The organism is Streptomyces sp. NRRL S-646, assembly GCF_000720765.1.
Taxonomy (GTDB): domain Bacteria; phylum Actinomycetota; class Actinomycetes; order Streptomycetales; family Streptomycetaceae; genus Streptomyces.
Genome location: NZ_JODC01000008.1, coordinates 153833 through 170796, shown reverse-complemented (window position 1 = coordinate 170796; position 16964 = coordinate 153833). Strand labels below are relative to the sequence as shown.

Below are 16964 nucleotides of genomic sequence, written 5' to 3'. Positions count from 1 at the left end.
CAGCTATCCGACCGGTCTCAGCGCCCGCGCGAGCGCGTCGACGGTCACACCGACGATCGCCCGGAGTTGCTCCGAGCTCGCCCCAGCCCTACCCATCACCGCGAGAGACTGGTTCACGGCCGCTACGTGTACGGCGAAGTCCTCGGCGTTCTCGTCGGACATTCCGCCGGCCTTCAGCGCGGTGCGCAGGCGCGGGCGCTGTAGGCCGAACAACTCTTTGACACGCTCTGCGACGCTCGGGCTCAGCGCCGGACTCGCCATGACCGACTGAGCCATCAGACATCCGTCGGGCACGGCGGGGTCGGCGATGCGCCCCAGGGTGACATCGAAGAACGCACGGACCGCGGCGACGGGGTCCTCGGCCGCGCACGAGAGGGCGGCGTCGAACTTGTCGCCGTAGCGCGTGGCGTAGCGATCCAGGCAGCGAAGGAAGAGCGCGTCCTTGTCGCCGAGCGAGGAGTAGATCGAGCTGCGGTTCAAGCCGGTCGCCCGGGACAGGTCGTCGAGCGAGGTGTCGGCGTAGCCGGAGCGCCAGAACTGGAGCATCGCGGCGTCGAGCACCGTGTCCATGTCGAACTGCTTCTTGCCTGCCATGCGGCCCATCCTCTCATCTTGGACTGATCAGTTCAAGACGTGCTAGCGTCGAGTCACGGTCCACCCGCCTCGATGGAGGATTCGCATGACCAACCCCGTCCCCGCCCTGCCCCTGCATGACCTGGCCGGATTCACGCACCGCTGGGTCGACGCCGACGGCGTCCGCCTGCACGCCGTCGAAGGCGGTCGGCCGGACGGACCGGCCGTCGTCCTGCTCACCGGGTTCCCACAGACGTGGTGGGCCTGGCGAAAGGTCATGCCTGCTCTCACCGATCGGTTCCGGGTCATAGCGATCGACCGGCCGGGCCAAGGCAATTCCGAGCATCCGGAGCTCAGCTACGACACGCACACGGTCGCCGCGCACATCCAGGCCGCCGTGAACGCTCTCGGCGTGCGGGACTACTGGCTCGCCGGGCACGACATCGGCGCCTGGGTCGCCTTCTCCCTCGCCCTGAACTACGAGAGCCGACTGCACGGGGTCGCGCTGCTCGACGCCGGAATTCCCGGTATCACCATGCCGGAAGCGATCCCCCTCGACCCGACTCTGGCCTTCAAGACCTGGCACTTCGCGTTCCATGTGGTGCCCGATCTTCCCGAGACGCTGATAGCCGGCCGCGAGCGGGAGTACATCAGCTGGTTCCTGAAGACCAAGTCCCTCGCGCCCGACGCGTTCGAGGAAGCAGAGCTCGACCACTACGGCGCGGCCCTCGCCGTCGATGGCGGCCTGCGCGCCGGCCTCGCCTACTACCGCGACGCCGCCGAGTCCGCGCGCAAGAACCGCGCGGCACTCGAGCAACGGCGACTGACCGCGCCCGTCCTCGGAATCTCCAGCAGCCACGGCTCGATCCCGGATATGGCGGCCTCCATCAGCCCGTGGGCCGAGAACGTGACCGGCGTCATCGTGCCCGACGCCGGTCACTACATCCCCGAGGAGCAGCCCGAGGCCGTCGCCGCCGCCCTCACCGACTTCTTCAGCGGCCGTTAGTGCTCTAGCAGGAGGGCGATCCCCATTGCCGTCGGGAGCCCGTCAGTTACGGGCCCGCCCCGCGCGCCTACGGACGTGCCGTGAACCGCCCGTCGCCCCGCTTGTGCAGCCAGCCCCGGGCGGCGAGCTTGGTCATCTTCGCCCGCAAAGGTTCCAGCTTGCCGTGTGCCGAGGCGTCCAGCCCCAGCCGCTCGCCGACCGTCCTGACCTGCACCGGGCCGTCCGCCTCCCGCACGATCGCCAGGGTCTTGCGGTAGTCGCCGGGCAGCCCGCCCTCGTCGGCCGCGTCGCCGCGGTGCGGGATGAGCAGGACTGCCCGCCCGGCCACCTTCGCCGATGCCGGAGCGACAGCCCGGCGTCGGCCCGGGCCTGCTCGGCCAGGCAGTTCAACACTCCGCTCCGCGATCGCCAGTTCGTGCCGCTCGGCCTGCCTCCTGGAGCTGCTTGCCCAACTCCTCGGCGAGAGCATCCAGTTCGCTCCGGCAGGCGGTGATCCGCTGCCGCTCCTGCATCCCCCGCGCCCTCCCGCATTCTCACGGCGTGCCGACCTGCTGACGGATCGTAGGCGGGGGCCGGTCGCGGACGCAGCCGAACCCGGCATCCCAAACGCCTCCGCAAGCGCCGAAGCCGCGAAAGGAGCCCCTCACCCCAGCCTGACGGGGCGTCAGTAAAGTCGGCATCAGGTCATCAAGAGTCCTGCCGCAGCCCCCCGCAGACAGCTGTCCGTGTGCAGATCCTGGCAGTACGCCGGAGTGTTGGTCTTGCCCGTGATCACCGCGCCCTGGTGTCGAAGTCGCGCGGCTGCGTCGGCGTCCCGGTCAGGAATGTATTCCACCAGTTCCTCGGCTCCGCCGGTGGTGCGCAGGCCGACCGTTTCGAAGCTGTCCTTGACCGTGAGCGGGAGTCCGCCAAGGAGGCCGGTGTTCTCACCGCGGGCGCGGCGTTCGTCGGCAGCGCAGGCAGCAGCCCTGGCCGCAGCGTCGTCCCGAGTGACAGCGGCGTTGACGGTATGGCGTCGACCCGATCGAGGTGGAGATCGAACAGCTCGCGGCCGGAGATCTCGCGGCGGTCCAGGGCGCGGAGCTGGACGTGGGCGGGATGGCGGGTCAGGACGGTGGTCATGCGGATGCTCGCGCCGCCTGCCGCGCCGAACAACTCGCCCAGGGCTTCAAAGGAACCGACGCCGACGGCAACCCCGGCTGCACCTCCCCCACCACCCTCGGCCACCACGTCCATTTCCAGGCACAGGTGCCGTCGCCCGTGCTCGGGCACAAGGTCACCTTCGGCTTCTACGCACGTGGTCCGTACGCCTGGAAGCCGGAACCGGACGGGAAAGCCTACGGGCAATGGATCGGCTGCACGCGGACAACGGCGACATCTCCACGTACTGCCATCTCTCGGAACGGCAGGTGAAGGCCGGTCAGAAGGTCAGTACTGGAAGGCAGCTCGGCAAGGTCGGCGCCATCGGCAACGCGACCGGGCCGCAGCTGCACTTCGAGATGTCGAAGGGCTCCACCTGGTCCTACGGCGGTGTCGCCAGGCACAGTTGGCGAGCGTGTGAGGGGGCCGGCGCCTGCTCAGAATGCGCAGTTGGCGAACCAGTGGGTCAGCAAGTGCTCGTCGCCCTCGTGGGCGAAGGCCTCTGCCTGGTAGGGCAGTCGGCCGTAGACGAGGAGGAGCAGGTCGGCCGCGGTTCCCTGGACGGTCGCGTCAGTGGGGACCGCGATCGGGTGAGCCGAGTCGAGCCCGAAGCCGTCGGGTCGCAGGCGGACGACCCAGGCGTCGTCCCCGTCGGTCGTGCGGAAGCGGATGGTCGTGTCGGAGCCACGTAGGTCGGCCACCTTGGGCGCGAAGAAGGTGGCGAAGGGCAGATTGACGAGGAACTCGTCGATCCCGTCCACCGCGACCGGGCGGTCGATCGCGGGCCGGAGTCCGAGTGCGACCTCGGCGTCGGCCCGGTGCAGCAGGGTCTCGAAGTGCATCCGGCGTGCCCAGAATCGGGCGTGCTGGTCGGCGCCCCAGGCCCACATCGGCAGGTCCGGGTCGGTGACCGCGAAGGCGTCCGCGGCCACGGTCGCGCTCTCGGCCAGCCAGTCGACGTATCCGTCCTCCTGGCCGGGGAGCTGAAGGTCCACGTCACGCGTGCGCGGGGGTTCCTGGATGCGCGCCCGCAGCAGGACCGAGAACCAGCGGTGGACGCTGCCCGTGTGCCTGACCAGGTCGGCCAGCGTCCAGCCGGGACAGCTGGGTACCGCCGTGGCCAGGTCGGCGTCCTTGACCGCCGCGACGAACCGGGCGGTCTCCGCCGCGACCGCGGTGCGGTGATCGACCGAGGTGGCAGCGGGCGCGTGCTGGGTGTGGTCGGACGTCGTCATCGTGACATGCCTTTCGGAGACTGCGGGTTCAAGGAGACTGCGGGTTCAAGTCGGCCGACACTGCGGTCGTCCTGGGGGCGCCGTCTGCTGCGCGTGAGGCACGGATCTCTTCCCTACGTGAGAGCTCGACGAACTACTTGAGAACATCGAAGCTTGAGAACTTCAAATAATGGGCGAGACCGTAGCCATCAATATTTGAGATCGTCAAGTTTTCAGGCGTAAGGTGACGCTCATGACAGCACCTTCTCGCGTCGACACCTCCCGGCTCATGGAGCTGCTCTCGGTGTCCCTGGCTGCCTACTACGGCGACTTCACGGTCGCCGCCGCGAGCGAAAACCTCACGGCCAGCCAGGGCAAGACGCTCAACGTGCTGCGCCGGGGACCCTCCTCCATGAGCACGCTGGCCACCACGCTGACCTGCGACGCCTCCAACATGACCGGAATCGTCGACCGGCTGGAAAAGCGCGGCCTGGTGCGCCGCGAGCCGAGCCCCTCCGATCGGCGCGTCAAGAACGTCCTGCTCACCGAGGAGGGCGAGCAGGTCATCGACGTGATCCGCGGGAAGATGAACAAGACGCTGGCCGGGCTGAGCAGACTCAGCGAGCAGGAGCAGGACACTCTGTACGCACTGCTCGAGCGCGCGTTCGCCTCTCAGCCCACCACCGCCTGACGGTCTGCTCAGACGCCGACAGGCTCGCCGGGACCAGGGACCGTACGGAACACTGGCGGGAGTCGCACACGCGGACCGAGAACGCAAACGCCGAGCGATGGTCGCGACGCACGAGGTGAGCAGTGACAACATCTGGCCTTGTCAACTCTCCACAAGGCGACAGTGCGAGCCCCGTGGGTGCGCACCGGTGCCCGCCTCAACCACGCGTCACGTCAGCATTCACCCGGTGGCCACCGGTCCCGCAAAGCCCTGCGCTAGCGACTGGGCTTCGACAGAACCCTTCTGCATTGCCTGACGAGGCATCAGGAAAGTCAGCAAGAGCTCTGCCACAGCCGCCCACAGATGGCCACACCGTGGAATCGCCGCCAGCGCTGGCCCAGATGGCAACGCGGTCGACCGCCCTCCAGCAAGCGGTCGACCGGAGAAGCCATTGCCCGGCGGCACCTCACTCGGCAACGCCGCCGACGCGCAAGGCATTTTCGCTGGTCAGCGCACTCTTCCTCGCGGCTTCAACGGCACGGGCGGCAGCTCCGGAGCGAGCAGCGGAGCGCCGTCGTACCCCTTCACCTCCCCGAACCGTGTCCCTTCCATCCAGTCCCGGCGAGCCTGCACGATCTCTTCCTGCGACCGTCCGATCCAGTTCCAGAACATGATGAGCTCCTCCTCGAAGGGCTCCCCGCCCAGGAGCATCAGGCCTGCGTCCGACTCGGCGCGCAGCGGGAGTTCGGTGCGGCCGCAGCCGAGGTAGAGCATCGAGCCCGGCAGGACCGGAACCCCGTCGACGTGGGTCTCACCGGACATGGACAGTACGGCGTACTCGAAGTCCGGCTCCAGCGGCAGGCGTACGTCCGCGCCGCGGGCGAGGGTCAGGTCGGCGCCGACGATCGGGGTGTACGTCGTTCCGGGTGAGGTCGCGCCGTCGAGGGTGCCGAGGATGGGAGTGGCCTTGAGGCCCGGAGCCGTGACGCGCGGCAGTTCGGCGTGGTGCTCGAAGTGGGGGTCGATGTGACGGTGGCCGTCCGGGAGGGCGACCCACAACTGCGCGCCGTGCAGGAAGCGGGCGTGCGGCCGGGGGCTCTCCTCGGAGTGGCTGATGGCCCGGCCGGAGGTCATGAGTCCCAGTTCGCGGGGGCGGATCGTCTGCAGGCTGCCGGTGGAGTCGCGGTGCAGCACCTCGCCCTCGTGCAGCCAGCTCACCGTCTGCAGGCCCATGTGCGGGTGCGGCGGCACCTGCATGCCGGGCTCGTCGGCGATGTCGTCGGGGCCGTAGTGATCGACGAAGCACCAGGCGCCGACCATGCGGCGGCCCAGGTTGGGCAGCAGTCGGCGCACTTCGGTCGACTCGCCGAGCTTGACGCGGCGAGGGCTGAGGAGTTCTCGCACGGGCTCGGCCACCACGAATCCACGGCCGCCGCACACAGCGGGAACCGGCTCGCGATCAAGATTGCTCATGGCGCCAACCTAGCCCCGCCGAGGGCATCTCGTCAGTCCGTCACCCGGGCGTTCTCGCATGCCCTCGAGGAAATAGTAGCCATGGACATAGTAGCCATGTACTGTATCTGCCATGAGTACAGGTTCCGAGAAGGGCACGCCCGGCTTCCTGGTGTGGCGTCTGTCGATGAAGTGGCGGGTGGCCGTCGACCGGGCGGTGGCCCCGCTCGGGCTCACCCACGCGCAGTACTCGTTGGTGGCCTCGCTGTACGGCATGCAGCGCAGCGGGGAGCGCCCCAGTCAGCGCCGCCTCGCCGACGTGACGGGCCTCGAGCCGCTGTACGTGTCCAAACTGGCCCGCACCCTGGAGACGGCCGGCCTGATCGAGCGCACCCGGGACCCCAAGGATCCGCGCGCGGTGCAGCTGGCCCTCACCGAGCAGGGCCGCGAGGTCACCGGGCGCGCGATCAAGGTCGTACAGGGACTTCTGCAGCAGTTGCTGCAGCCGCTCGGCGGCCTCGACAGCCCCCGCACGCGGGAGTTCACCCGGGATCTGGCGACCCTGCTCGATGCACCTCTTGATCCGTTCGGCGAGATCACCGAGAGCAAGAAGGAGTAGTCATGACCACCACCGCACCCACCACCACATACAACAGTGCACCACCCGCCGGTCCTCGCGTCATCGCCCTGGCCCACTACGCCGGCCGCGCCGTCCTGGAGCACGTACTGGCCCGTCACGGCGCCACCTTCCAGCAGCAGATCACCCTGCGACCTCTCGCCGCCGAAGGGCCCCTCGAGCGTGAGGAGCTCGTCGGGCAGGTCGCCGGTGCGCTCAAGGTCGGCGCTGCCGAAGTGGAGGACGTCATAGCGGAGCTGATCGCCAAGGGGCTGGTGGCCGCCGAGGCGACCGGCGTCCACGCCACCGATGCCGGGCGGGCGTTCCACGCCGAAGTGAGCAGTGAGACCGCGGTGATCTCCGCCCGGATCTATGCCGGCATCCCGGCGCAGGATCTGGCGGCGGCCGGACGCGTACTGGCCCTGGTGGCCGAGCGGGCCAACACCGAACTGGCTGCCCTGGCGGCCTGAGCGCCCCTCACCGACACACCCCCCGCGTAGTGGAATGTTCAACGACCTCGTTCGGTTGGAGTGCACGAAGGAGGTCACGAGTGGAGATGACGTACTACGACCACGGGACACCGGCGGAGCGCTGGGAGCGCGCGCAGATGTTCTTCGGCGCCAAGGACTACGCCGCCGCGGCGCGCGTGCTGGGCGGGCTGGTCGAGGAGGTGCCGGAGCAGACCGGACCGCGGCTGCTGCTGGCACGGGCCTACTACCACTCGGCCCAACTGCGGCGTGCAGAGAGCGAGTTGCGTGTCATCGTCGAGCGCGATCCGGTGGAGCACTACGCCCGGCTGATGCTCGGCCGCACGCTCCAGCGGCAGGGGCGGCACGAGGAGGCCGAGTCGCACATGCGGATCGCCTCGGCGCTCGCGGGCGACTTCGAACAGGTCTGAGCCACGCCGTACAGCACTGCGGCCGGGGCCCGGTTCCACAAAGGAACCGGGCCCCGGCTCTGCCTCCGCCGCCGTGCTACTTCACGGCCGTGTCCAGTGCAGGTGCGGACCGCCCCCTCCGGTGGGCGATCTCGCCGAGCAGGACGTCCACGACGATGAACGCGGCCAGCGGAATGCCTAGCAGCGGCACGAAGTAGCCGAGGACGGCGATGACAGCGACCGCCGGGACGAGGATCTGCGGGGGGACCTGCTGCCAGGCGCCGCGGGGAATCGGCCGGCCGAAGGCGGAGCCGCGGCCGCGCTGCCACCACATGCGGTAGCCCCAGACGATCAGCAGGATGAGGGAGAGCGCGAGCAGCATCAGGGCGATCTGGTTGACCAGGCCGAACAGGACGCCTGTGTGCAGGTCGATGCCCCATCGGGTCAGTTTGGCGAGCAGCGGGTAGTCGGCGAAGCGCAGTTCGTCGGTGACCTTGCCGGTGGCGGTGTCGACCGCGACCGAGTCCTGCTTCTCGGGCCAGCTGCGCTGTACCTGCTTGACGACGTACGCGGAGTTCGCATCGGCGGGCGGCACGATCTCCACCGGGTCGGACAGGCCCTTGGACCGGGCCGCCGCCAGCACCGTGTCGAGGCCGACGCCGTGTTCGCCGGCCCCGGTGGTGGCGGAGGTGCCGTGCCCCGCGTGCTCGCCGCCCGCCGTCGCCGAGACCGAAGGGGTGGCCTGGCCTAGCGAGGTACGCAGGGTGTCGATGTTCGCCCCGGCGTAGGTCGACCAGGTCAGACCGGTCGCCGACAGGAAGATGAACCCGGCCGCGGCCCACACGCCGACGGCGCCGTGCAGACCGAGCGTGCGCCGCCGCCCGCTGGTGCCGCGCACCCTGCGCAGGGCCCGGCGCCGGGAGAACCACAGCACCAGGCCACCGCCCGCGATCACCCACAGCCAGCTCGCGGCGAACTCGCTGTAGAGCCGGCCGGTGTCGCCGAGATGCAGGTCGCGGTGGAGCTCGTCGATCCAGGTGCGCAACGGCAACGCGCCCGTCGAGCCGTACTGTTCGAGGGCGCCGCGCACCTTGCCGGTGTACGGGTCCACGAAGACGGCAAGGGTGTGGTCGGGGTCGACGCCCTTGACGCCGGACAGCATCACGCGGGTGGTGGCGTCGGCCTCCGGGGAGGGGCGTACGGCCGAGACGGTGCCCTCGGGGTGCGCCTTGCGCGCCGCGGTGACCTGCTCGGATATCGGCAGCTTGGTGTCGCCGACCTTCGCGACGGTCATCTCGTGGGCGTACACGAGCTTCTCGGCCTGGAACGCGCCGGCGTAGAGGAAACCGGTGACGGCGGCGACGAGCAGGAACGGCGCGACGAGCACTCCGGCGTAGAAGTGCAGTCGCAGGATCAGCGGGCGCAGCGGCGCCAGGCGGTTGGGGGACGGCGCCGGGGCAGCGGCCGGTTGCGGGGCCTCGTCCTTGGTTGTCGAGGGAGCGGTGGACATCGGCGGGCTTCTCCGGGGGACGGGGACGTGTTGGGGCGTAGCGGTCCAGTAGTCGGGGGTGGAGGACGCCGAGTTCCCGGAGGTGGAAGTGGCGTGCGTCACAAGGCGAGACGTCTGTCGCCGACCGGTCATGGCATGCTGGCCGAATGGCAACTGCCCGTGATCACGCATCCCTTGCCGAGCACGTCGAGGAACTCCTCACCGTCGGCGGCCCGTTGCCCATCGTCGCGGCGGGTGACCCGGTCCTGAGGCGGGGCACCGAGCGCTTCGACGGACAGCTCGACTCCGCCCTGCTGGCCCGCTTCGTCGAGGCGCTGCGCGTCACCATGCACGAGGCGCCGGGCGTGGGCCTTGCCGCACCGCAGGTCGGTGTGCCGCTGCGGATTGCGGTGATCGAGGATCCGGCTCCGGTGCCGGAGGAGGTGCGGCTGGCCCGTGGCCGGGTGCCGCAGCCGTTCCGGGTGCTGGTCAATCCGACGTACGAGCCCGTCGGTGCGGCCCGGGCCGCCTTCTTCGAGGGCTGTCTGAGTGTGCCGGGCTGGCAGGCCGTAGTGGCACGGGCGGCCGAGGTCCGCCTGAGGGGTGAGGACGAGGTCGGGCGCCCGGTGGACGAGGTCTTCAGCGGCTGGCCCGCGCGGATCGTGCAGCACGAGACGGACCATCTCGACGGTGTTCTGTACCTCGACCGGGCGGAACTGCGCTCACTGTCCTCCAACCAGGCGATGGCGGAGCGGTGGGCTCAGGCGACGCCGGACCAGGCGGCGCAGGCTCTGGATTTCGATCTGCCGTCACAGCCGTGAAGAACGTGTCCGCAGGTACGGCCGGCCACCGCCGCCTCGTGCCTCAGCGAAGGCACTTGTCCTGCCGACTTCGAACTACCGAACGGCGATCTGGCGGCCCTCATCGGCTCAGAAGCGCCCAGCGAACTGCACGACCCGCTCCCGCACGGCACCGGCGTAGGGCCGGGCGAACGCCGTGCGGCGGTCCCCCGCAGCGTCGCCCTCGCAGCAGGACGGCAACCTGACCCGTCCGCCCGATGACGCTGGTAGGCCGGTTCGAGCAGGAGATGCGCGCCGACGCGTACGGTGCCGACGAACCACGTGGACGTCGAAGTCCGGCGCGTGCTGGGCTCGTTCCTGTTCGAGGGGGACGACGTCGACAAGCGCGTCGGGGTGCTGTCCGGCGGGCAGAAGACCCGCCTCACCCTGGCGGGTCTGGTCCACTCCGGCGCGAACGTGCTGCTCCTGGACGAGCCCACCAACAACCTGGATCCGGCCTCCCACGCCGAGGTCCTGGCGGCGGTGGGCACGTATCCGGGCGCGATCGTCATGGTGACCCACGACGAGGGCGCCGTCACGGCGCTGCGCCCGGACCGGGTGCTGCTGCTGCCGGAGTCCGAGGAGGATCCGTGGAGCGAGGACTGTCCGGAGCCGGTGATGCCCGCGTGAATTCCCCTGCCACGGAGGTCAGTTGTCGCGGTACGCCTCCAGCAGCCGCAGCCAGACCTCGCTGATCGTCGGGAACGACGGCACCGCGTGCCAGAGCCTGCTGATCGGGACCTGGCCGGCGACCGCGATGGTCGCCGAGTGGATGAGTTCGCTGACGCCGGGGCCGACGAAGGTGACTCCACGCAGGATCTCCTCGTTCAGGTCGACGACCATGCGGGCGCGGCCGCGGTAGCCGTCGGCGTACAGTCCGGCGCCGGATGCGGAGGTCATGTCGACGTCCACGGCCCGTACCCGGTGGCCGGCCTGTTCCGCCTCGGCGAGGGAGAGGCCGACGGCCGCCGCCTCCGGGTCGGTGAAGACGACCTGGGGGACGGCATGGTGGTCGGCGGTGGCGGCGTGGGCGCCCCAGGGGTCCGACTCCAGGAGCGGTTCGCCGGAGGCGCGGGCGGCGATGGCGGCGCCCGCGATGCGGGCCTGGTACTTGCCCTGGTGGGTGAGGAGTGCGCGGTGGTTGACGTCGCCGACCGCGTAGAGCCAGTCGCTGCCGGTCACGCGGAGGCTGTCGTCGGTGGGGAGCCAGCTGCCCGGCTCCAGGCCGATGGTGTCCAGGCCGATGTCGCCGGTCTTCGGGCGGCGGCCGGTGGCGAAGAGGATCTCGTCGGCCTCGATGCGGTCGCCCTGGTCGGTGACGACCACGACGGTGCCGTTCTCGCGGGAGACCGATTCGACCGAGGTGCCGGTGCGGACGTCGGCGCCGGCCTCGGTGAGGGCCTCGGCGACCAGCTCGCCGGCGAAGGGTTCCATGCGGTTGAGCAGTCCCTTGCCGCGGACGAGGACGGTGACCTGGGAGCCGAGGGCCTGCCAGGCGGTGGCCATCTCGGTGGCGACCACTCCCCCGCCCACCACTACCAGACGGCCCGGCACCTCCTGCGCGCTGGTGGCGTTCCTACTGGTCCACGGCTTGACGTCGGCCAGGCCGGGCAGGTCGGGCAGGACGGCGTCGGTGCCGGTGCACACGGCGACGGCGTGCCGGGCGGTGAGCACCTTCTGTCCGCCGTCGGAGGCGGTGACCGTCACCGTGCGCGGGCCGGTCAGGCGGCCGTGGCCGCGGTGGAGGTCGGCGCCGATGCCGTCCAGCCATCCGGCGGCGCCGTCGTCGTGCCAGTCGGAGGTGTAGTAGTTGCGGTGGGCGAGGACCGCGGCGGCGTCGAGGGGGCCCTGCACCGACTGGCGCAGGCCGGGCACGCGGCGGGCGTCCGCGCGGGCGATGACCGGGCGCAGCAGGGCCTTGCTGGGGATGCAGGCCCAGTACGAGCACTCGCCGCCGACCAGCTCGCTCTCCACGACCGCGGTGGACAGGCCGGCCGCACGGGTGCGGTCGGCGACGTTCTCCCCCACGGGCCCGGCCCCGAGCACCACGACGTCGTACGCGATGGTTTCCGTTTCCGTCATGGGGTCAGTCTGGTGGGTGGTGTGGCCTCAGGCCACACGGGTAGGGGCGCGGAATACGTGACCGGCCGGCCGTGTTGTGCCGACGGCTTCGCCCCGACAGCAGGAAGAGGGATTTCAGGTCATGAGCAGCACCGTGGAGCTCACCAAGGAGAACTTCGACCAGACGGTCACGGACAACGAGTTCGTCCTGATCGACTTCTGGGCGTCGTGGTGCGGGCCGTGCCGTCAGTTCGCGCCGGTGTACGAGAAGGCGGCCGAGGACAACCCGGACCTGGTGTTCGGCAAGATCGACACCGAGGCGCAGCCGGAGCTGGCCGCGGCCTTCGGTATCCAGTCGATCCCGACGCTGATGATCGTCCGCGACCAGGTCGCGGTGTTCGCGCAGCCTGGCGCGCTGCCCGAGGCCGCCCTGACGGATGTGATCGGCCAGGCCCGCAAGCTGGACATGGACGAGGTCCGCAAGGCGGTCGCGGAACAGCAGGCGCAGGCCGAGCAGAACGGCCAGTAGCCGCCCGGATCAGAACGGGTACGGTGCCACGTCCCCGCGCACCGTCGTCCAGCGCACGTCGGTGAAGGCCTCCAGGTTGGCCTCGCCGCCAAAGCGGGCGCCGGTGCCGGACGCGGCGATGCCGCCGAAGGGGGCCACGGCCTCGTCGTTCACCGTCTGGTCGTTGATGTGGACGATGCCGGTCGGGATGCGCTCGGCCAGGTCGAGGCCGCGGGCCGCGTCGCGGGTGACGATGCCCAGCGAGAGGCCGTACTCCCCCGCCGAGGCGAGGGCTGCTGCCTCGTCGGCGGTGGCGAAGGACCGTACGGGCGCAACCGGGCCGAAGACCTCTTCGGCGTAGGCGGGGCTCTGGTCGTCGACGCCGGCGAGGACGGTCGGACGGTAGAAGAGGCGGTCGTGGGTGCCGCCCGCGGCCAGTTTGGCGCCGCGGGAGGTGCTGGCCTCGACCAGGCCGTGCACCTTGGTCAGCTGGGCGTCGTCGATGATGGGGCCGAGGTGGACCTGTTCGCGGTGCGGGTCGCCGACGGCGAGGGATTCGGCCTTTGCGGCGAGGCGCTCGACGTACTCCTCGTAGAGGGACTGGTGCACCAGGTGGCGGCCGGTCGTCATGCAGATCTGGCCCTGGTGGAAGAACGAGCCCCAGGCTGCCGTGGAGATCACCGCGTCGAGGTCGGCGTCCTCCAGGACGACCATGGCGGAGTTGCCGCCGAGTTCCAGGTGGACGCGCTTGAGGTGGCGGCCGCCCGCCTCGCCGACCGCGCGGCCGGCGGCCGTGGAGCCGGTGAAGGAGATGACGGGGATCTTCGGGTCGGCGACCAGGGCCTGGCCGACGTCCGGGCCGCCCGGCAGCACATGCAGGAGGTTCTCGGGCAGGCCGGCCTCGGCGAAGACCGCGGCGAGGGAGAGCCCGCCGCAGACGGCCGTGCGCGGGTCCGGCTTGAGCACGACCGCGTTGCCCAGCGCGAGGGCCGGGGCGACGGAGCGGATCGAGAGGATCAGCGGGGCGTTGAAGGGGGAGATCACGCCGACCACGCCGACCGGGATGCGTCGCGTGTACGACAGGCGGGGCGCCTCGCTGGGCAGGATCTGTCCGGCCGGGCGGGAGGCGAGGGCGGCGGCCTCGTAGCACTCCTGGGCGGCGACGTGCAGCTCGAATTCGGCCTTGCCGGGGATGGAGCCGGACTCGCGGACGAGCCATTCGCGCAGCTCCTCGGCGTGCGCGGCGAACAGGTCGCCGGCCTTGCGCAGGACCCCTGCGCGCACGAAGTGCGGGACGCGCGCCCACTCGGCCTGGGCGGTGCGGGCGGCCTCGGCGGCCGGGCCGACGTCCGTGGCCGAGGCGAGGGTGACGGTGGCGAGGGTGTCCCCGGTGGCGGGCTCCGTCACGGCGTACTCCGGTCCCGACAGGGGGCGGGACTGCCAGGTCTTCGGGTCGAGCAACGGCATGACGGCTCTCCGTTTCGTCACCGGCGGGACTCAGGTCATGAGCGGAAGTCCCGTGTAGTTGGCGGCCAGTTCGGCGGCCGCGTGGCGGGATGCGGCGATCCGGCGCAGACGTGTCAACTGCAGGCGGTTCTCGAACGCATCCCCATCTGGTTGAGCATGCAACATCTTAGTCATGTCGTACGAGAAACGCGTGGCCTGCCACACTCGCGCGAGGCATGTCTCCGAATAGGTGTCGAGGAGTTGCTCGGATCCGCTGCGGTGCAGCTCAGCGAAGGCGCGCGCGAGGACTCGGACGTCGGAGACGGCGAGGTTGAGGCCCTTGGCGCCGGTCGGCGGCACGATGTGGGCGGCGTCGCCGGCCAGCAGCAGCCGGCCGTGGCGCATGGGTTCGTGGACGTAGCTGCGCATCGAGGTCACGGACTTGGCGGTGACCGGGCCGCGGTGCAGGGTCCAGTCGGCGTCGACGGCGAAGCGGGCGGCGAGTTCGTCCCAGATGCGGTCGTCGGGCCAGTCGTCGGGGTCGGTGTGGTTCGGGACCTGGAGGTAGAGGCGGGACAGGTGCGGGGAACGCATGCTGTGCAGGGCGAAGCCGCTCTCGCCGCGCGCGTAGATCAGCTCCTCGCAGGAGGGTGCCACGTCGGCGAGGATGCCGAGCCAGGAGTACGGGTAGTCGTGCGCGTACGTGCGGCTGCTCGCGGCGGGGAAGGTGTCGCGGGAGATGCCGTGGAAGCCGTCGCAGCCGATCACCCAGTCGCAGGTCAGCGTCTGCTCGCGGCCCTCGTGCAGGAAGCGTACGACGGGCGAGGCGCTCTCCGGCTTCTCGATCGCCAGGGCCTCCGCCTCGAACAACAGCTGTGGCCCGTCGGCCAGTTGGAGGGCGACGAGGTCCTTCACGATCTCGGTCTGGGCGTAGATGGTGACGGTGCGGCCGCCGGTGAGGGCGGGGAAGTCGATGTGGTGGCGTTCGCGGTCGAAGCGCAGCTCGATGCCCTGGTGGACCAGGCCCTCGGCGTTCAGGCGCTCGGCGGCGCCGGCCTCGCGCAGGGCGTCGACGGTGCCCTGTTCCAGCATGCCGGCGCGCTGGCGGTGCTCGACGTACTCGCGGGTCCTGGCCTCCAGGACGACGCAGTCGATGCCCGTGCGGTGCAGCAGCCGGGCCAGGAGCAGCCCGGCGGGGCCGCCGCCGATGATGCCGACCGTCGTGCGCATGGGCGCCTCCCCTGGGTTCAGCTGGACTCGCGGTGCACCATCGTGGCTCCCAGCACCTTGTGCGTCTCGGGCGCGGCGCCGGGGTTGCGCACCGCGCGGTCGACGAGTTCGGCGAGGTCGCGGCCGGACGGCAGCTCGATGTGGACCGTGCTCAGCCGGGGCCTGAGCAGCCGGCCGAGCATGAGGTCGTCGGCACCGATCACGGCCGTGTCCTCCGGGACGCGTACCCCTGCATCCTGCAGGGCGCGCATGAGTAGCATCGCGTACTCGTCGTTGTACGCGAACACGGCGTCGAGGTCGAGGTCGCGCCAGCGGGCGGCGAGGCGCGCGGCTGATTCCTCCTCGTAGCCGAGGGGCAGTTCGGTGACGGTGGCGTCGGTGCCGTGCAGGGCGCGGCGCACGCCGTCGAGTCGGGGCAGGGAGAAGGACTCCAGCCCCTCCTCCTCGGGTACGACGACGCCGAAGCGTCGCCGCCCGCGGTCGAAGAGATGGCTGCCGGCGCAGTGGCCGACGGCCTCGTGGTCCATCAGCAGGGCGTGGGCGCCCTCGACGGAGTGGGGGCCGAGGGTGACGACGGCGCGGGCGCCGGAGCGCTTGAGCACCGTCACGCCCTGCGGGCCGAGGGAGCCGGGGCCGGGTACCAGGACCGCGACCGGGCGCAGTTCGGCCCAGGCGCGGGCGGCCTCGTCGCCGTGCACGCCCACGGAGCCGTACTGCACGACCGTGTAGTCGAGACGGCCCAGCGCCCACTGCAGCTCGCTGATGAACTGGCTGTAGAGGGGGCCGACGGGGAAGCTCGGCGCGGGCATCAGGACCATGCGGCTGTGTCCGGCGCGCAGGCTGCGGGCGGCCGCGTGCGGCACGTACCCGAGTTCCTTGGCGGCCTCGTGGACGCGGCGGCGCGTGGGCTCGCTGATCCGTACGGCGCTGGCGTTGTTGAGGACGTAGGAGACGGTCGCGCGCGAGACGCCGGCCAGGCGGGCCACATCGGCGCTCGTGGGCACGGAGCGCGGTGCGGGCGACGAGGGCGCGGGCGTTTTCGGTATCTGCACCATGACGTACGGCATCTTTGCAGAACCTGTGGCCGGGGCCACAGGCGGGCATGCACGAACACGTTCGCAACGAACTTGTTCGCAACGAACATGTTCGTTATCGTGGAGGCATGACACAACGCCCCGGCACCCCGCGCAGCCGCCGCGAACGCCCTGCCAAGCCCGCTCTGACCAGGGACGGCATCGTGGCTGCCGCCGTCGCGATCCTGCGCGCCGAGGGCCTGCAGAAGGTGACCATGCGACGCCTGGCGCAGGAGCTCGACACCGGCCCGGCCTCGCTGTACGTCTACGTGCGCAACACGGCCGAACTGCACGCGGCCGTCCTGGACGAGCTGCTGGGGACGGTCGGGCAGGCCCCGGCGGAGGGCTCCTGGCGGGAGCGGCTGGAGCACGTGCTGAGGGCGTACACCGCGATGCTCTTCGAGCATCCGAGCCTGGCCCGCTCCGCGCTCACCGCCCGGCCCAGCGGCCCGCACTACCTGAACCTGATCGAAACGCTGCTGTCCCTGCTCGACGAGGGTGGCGTACCGCCCGCGCAGGCCGCGTGGGGCGTGGACCTGCTGCTGCAGCACGCCACCGCGACGGCCGCCGAGCACGGTGCCGACGCGGCGTCCGAGGAGGACTGGGACGCTCTGCGCCGCGCCCTGCACGACATCTCCGGCCGCACCCACCCGCGCATCGCCGCGCTCGGCGGCGCACTGCTGTCCGGAGCGCCCGAGGACCGCCTGTCGTGGGGGCTGCGAGCGCTGATCGCCGGCATCGAGCGGACCGCCGTACCCGACTGACCCCAA

At 70.8% G+C, this 16964-nt stretch carries 18 protein-coding genes and 2 pseudogenes; 10 read left to right on the top strand and 10 right to left on the bottom strand.

Going from position 1 to position 16964, the window contains the following annotated elements:
- Positions 1-3: 3 nt before the first annotated feature.
- Positions 4-594, bottom strand: coding sequence for a TetR/AcrR family transcriptional regulator (locus tag IH68_RS0120835; RefSeq protein ID WP_030937400.1), 591 nt, complete (start codon positions 592-594; stop codon positions 4-6).
- 85 nt (positions 595-679) lie between these two features.
- On the opposite strand from IH68_RS0120835, the gene IH68_RS0120830 reads away from it, so the two are divergent.
- Complete coding sequence (locus tag IH68_RS0120830) at positions 680-1579, top strand: alpha/beta fold hydrolase (RefSeq protein ID WP_030937398.1); 900 nt, start codon at positions 680-682, stop codon at positions 1577-1579.
- Positions 1580-1646: 67 nt separating this feature from the next.
- Here IH68_RS0120830 and IH68_RS0120825 read toward each other — a convergent pair whose 3' ends face one another.
- Entirely contained in the window at positions 1647-1907 is a 261-nt protein-coding gene (locus IH68_RS0120825; protein ID WP_030937396.1) for a hypothetical protein, read from the bottom strand.
- Between the two features lie 351 nt (positions 1908-2258).
- Positions 2259-2531: pseudogene (locus tag IH68_RS58125) on the bottom strand (amidase family protein); the annotation flags it as partial.
- Positions 2532-2608: 77 nt separating this feature from the next.
- Here IH68_RS58125 and IH68_RS49960 point away from each other — a divergent pair.
- Positions 2609-2992: a hypothetical protein gene (locus tag IH68_RS49960; RefSeq protein WP_051833609.1), complete on the top strand. Its 384-nt coding sequence runs from the start codon at positions 2609-2611 to the stop codon at positions 2990-2992.
- A 164-nt stretch (positions 2993-3156) separates the two neighbouring features.
- Here the strand turns inward: IH68_RS49960 and IH68_RS0120815 are convergent, their stop codons facing one another.
- Positions 3157-3954: a maleylpyruvate isomerase family mycothiol-dependent enzyme gene (locus tag IH68_RS0120815; protein WP_030937394.1), complete on the bottom strand. Its 798-nt coding sequence runs from the start codon at positions 3952-3954 to the stop codon at positions 3157-3159.
- Positions 3955-4186: 232 nt separating this feature from the next.
- Between IH68_RS0120815 and IH68_RS0120810 the strand changes: the two genes are divergently transcribed.
- Entirely contained in the window at positions 4187-4624 is a 438-nt protein-coding gene (locus tag IH68_RS0120810; RefSeq protein ID WP_030937392.1) for a MarR family winged helix-turn-helix transcriptional regulator, read from the top strand.
- A 486-nt stretch (positions 4625-5110) separates the two neighbouring features.
- On the opposite strand, the gene IH68_RS0120805 is transcribed toward IH68_RS0120810, so the two are convergent.
- The gene (locus IH68_RS0120805; RefSeq protein ID WP_030937390.1) at positions 5111-6076 is read right to left on the bottom strand and encodes a pirin family protein; all 966 of its coding nucleotides are present in this window, start codon (positions 6074-6076) and stop codon (positions 5111-5113) included.
- A gap of 112 nt (positions 6077-6188) precedes the next feature.
- Between IH68_RS0120805 and IH68_RS0120800 the strand changes: the two genes are divergently transcribed.
- From IH68_RS0120800 to IH68_RS0120790, 3 genes are all read left to right on the top strand, one after another.
- On the top strand, positions 6189-6674 hold the full coding sequence (locus IH68_RS0120800; RefSeq protein ID WP_030937388.1) for a MarR family winged helix-turn-helix transcriptional regulator: 486 nt from the start codon (positions 6189-6191) through the stop codon (positions 6672-6674).
- A gap of 2 nt (positions 6675-6676) precedes the next feature.
- Complete coding sequence (locus tag IH68_RS0120795) at positions 6677-7141, top strand: winged helix DNA-binding protein (RefSeq protein WP_030937386.1); 465 nt, start codon at positions 6677-6679, stop codon at positions 7139-7141.
- Positions 7142-7221: 80 nt separating this feature from the next.
- The gene (locus tag IH68_RS0120790) at positions 7222-7569 is read left to right on the top strand and encodes a tetratricopeptide repeat protein (protein WP_030937385.1); all 348 of its coding nucleotides are present in this window, start codon (positions 7222-7224) and stop codon (positions 7567-7569) included.
- Between the two features lie 76 nt (positions 7570-7645).
- Here the strand turns inward: IH68_RS0120790 and IH68_RS0120785 are convergent, their stop codons facing one another.
- Complete coding sequence (locus tag IH68_RS0120785; protein WP_030937383.1) at positions 7646-9058, bottom strand: PepSY-associated TM helix domain-containing protein; 1413 nt, start codon at positions 9056-9058, stop codon at positions 7646-7648.
- A gap of 146 nt (positions 9059-9204) precedes the next feature.
- Here IH68_RS0120785 and IH68_RS0120780 point away from each other — a divergent pair, with 146 nt between their 5' ends.
- Both IH68_RS0120780 and IH68_RS0120775 read left to right on the top strand, forming a co-directional pair.
- Entirely contained in the window at positions 9205-9858 is a 654-nt protein-coding gene (locus IH68_RS0120780; protein ID WP_030937381.1) for a peptide deformylase, read from the top strand.
- A 276-nt stretch (positions 9859-10134) separates the two neighbouring features.
- A pseudogene (locus IH68_RS0120775) lies at positions 10135-10506 on the top strand (ATP-binding cassette domain-containing protein); the annotation flags it as partial.
- Between the two features lie 18 nt (positions 10507-10524).
- Here IH68_RS0120775 and IH68_RS0120770 read toward each other — a convergent pair.
- Positions 10525-11958 (bottom strand): dihydrolipoyl dehydrogenase family protein, encoded by a 1434-nt coding sequence (locus IH68_RS0120770; RefSeq protein WP_030937377.1) that lies wholly within the window; start codon positions 11956-11958, stop codon positions 10525-10527.
- Positions 11959-12079: 121 nt separating this feature from the next.
- Here IH68_RS0120770 and trxA point away from each other — a divergent pair, with 121 nt between their 5' ends.
- The gene (gene trxA / locus IH68_RS0120765; RefSeq protein ID WP_030937375.1) at positions 12080-12466 is read left to right on the top strand and encodes a thioredoxin; all 387 of its coding nucleotides are present in this window, start codon (positions 12080-12082) and stop codon (positions 12464-12466) included.
- A gap of 9 nt (positions 12467-12475) precedes the next feature.
- Here trxA and IH68_RS0120760 read toward each other — a convergent pair whose 3' ends face one another.
- Genes IH68_RS0120760 through IH68_RS0120750 form a run of 3 tightly spaced genes read right to left on the bottom strand, consistent with a single transcriptional unit; the run spans position 12476 to position 16188 of the window.
- A complete protein-coding gene (locus IH68_RS0120760; protein WP_030937372.1) occupies positions 12476-13912 on the bottom strand; it encodes a benzaldehyde dehydrogenase in 1437 nt (478 codons plus the stop codon).
- 30 nt (positions 13913-13942) lie between these two features.
- Positions 13943-15121, bottom strand: coding sequence for a 4-hydroxybenzoate 3-monooxygenase (locus IH68_RS0120755; RefSeq protein WP_030937370.1), 1179 nt, complete (start codon positions 15119-15121; stop codon positions 13943-13945).
- Positions 15122-15138: 17 nt separating this feature from the next.
- Complete coding sequence (locus tag IH68_RS0120750) at positions 15139-16188, bottom strand: LacI family DNA-binding transcriptional regulator (protein ID WP_078912536.1); 1050 nt, start codon at positions 16186-16188, stop codon at positions 15139-15141.
- Between the two features lie 95 nt (positions 16189-16283).
- Between IH68_RS0120750 and IH68_RS0120745 the strand changes: the two genes are divergently transcribed.
- Complete coding sequence (locus IH68_RS0120745; RefSeq protein WP_030937367.1) at positions 16284-16958, top strand: TetR/AcrR family transcriptional regulator; 675 nt, start codon at positions 16284-16286, stop codon at positions 16956-16958.
- Positions 16959-16964 lie beyond the last annotated feature (6 nt).

Excerpts from the sequence above, each read along its gene's own strand:
- IH68_RS0120835 (WP_030937400.1), bottom strand. The coding sequence starts at position 594 with ATGGCAGGCAAGAAGCAGTTCGACATGGACACGGTGCTCGACGCCGCG.
- IH68_RS0120830 (WP_030937398.1), top strand. The coding sequence starts at position 680 with ATGACCAACCCCGTCCCCGCCCTGCCCCTGCATGACCTGGCCGGATTC.
- IH68_RS0120815 (WP_030937394.1), bottom strand. The coding sequence starts at position 3,954 with ATGACGACGTCCGACCACACCCAGCACGCGCCCGCTGCCACCTCGGTC.
- IH68_RS0120810 (WP_030937392.1), top strand. The coding sequence starts at position 4,187 with ATGACAGCACCTTCTCGCGTCGACACCTCCCGGCTCATGGAGCTGCTC.
- IH68_RS0120805 (WP_030937390.1), bottom strand. The coding sequence starts at position 6,076 with ATGAGCAATCTTGATCGCGAGCCGGTTCCCGCTGTGTGCGGCGGCCGT.
- IH68_RS0120800 (WP_030937388.1), top strand. The coding sequence starts at position 6,189 with ATGAGTACAGGTTCCGAGAAGGGCACGCCCGGCTTCCTGGTGTGGCGT.
- IH68_RS0120795 (WP_030937386.1), top strand. The coding sequence starts at position 6,677 with ATGACCACCACCGCACCCACCACCACATACAACAGTGCACCACCCGCC.
- IH68_RS0120785 (WP_030937383.1), bottom strand. The coding sequence starts at position 9,058 with ATGTCCACCGCTCCCTCGACAACCAAGGACGAGGCCCCGCAACCGGCC.
- IH68_RS0120780 (WP_030937381.1), top strand. The coding sequence starts at position 9,205 with ATGGCAACTGCCCGTGATCACGCATCCCTTGCCGAGCACGTCGAGGAA.
- IH68_RS0120770 (WP_030937377.1), bottom strand. The coding sequence starts at position 11,958 with ATGACGGAAACGGAAACCATCGCGTACGACGTCGTGGTGCTCGGGGCC.
- trxA (WP_030937375.1), top strand. The coding sequence starts at position 12,080 with ATGAGCAGCACCGTGGAGCTCACCAAGGAGAACTTCGACCAGACGGTC.
- IH68_RS0120760 (WP_030937372.1), bottom strand. The coding sequence starts at position 13,912 with ATGCCGTTGCTCGACCCGAAGACCTGGCAGTCCCGCCCCCTGTCGGGA.
- IH68_RS0120755 (WP_030937370.1), bottom strand. The coding sequence starts at position 15,121 with ATGCGCACGACGGTCGGCATCATCGGCGGCGGCCCCGCCGGGCTGCTC.
- IH68_RS0120750 (WP_078912536.1), bottom strand. The coding sequence starts at position 16,188 with ATGCCGTACGTCATGGTGCAGATACCGAAAACGCCCGCGCCCTCGTCG.
- IH68_RS0120745 (WP_030937367.1), top strand. The coding sequence starts at position 16,284 with ATGACACAACGCCCCGGCACCCCGCGCAGCCGCCGCGAACGCCCTGCC.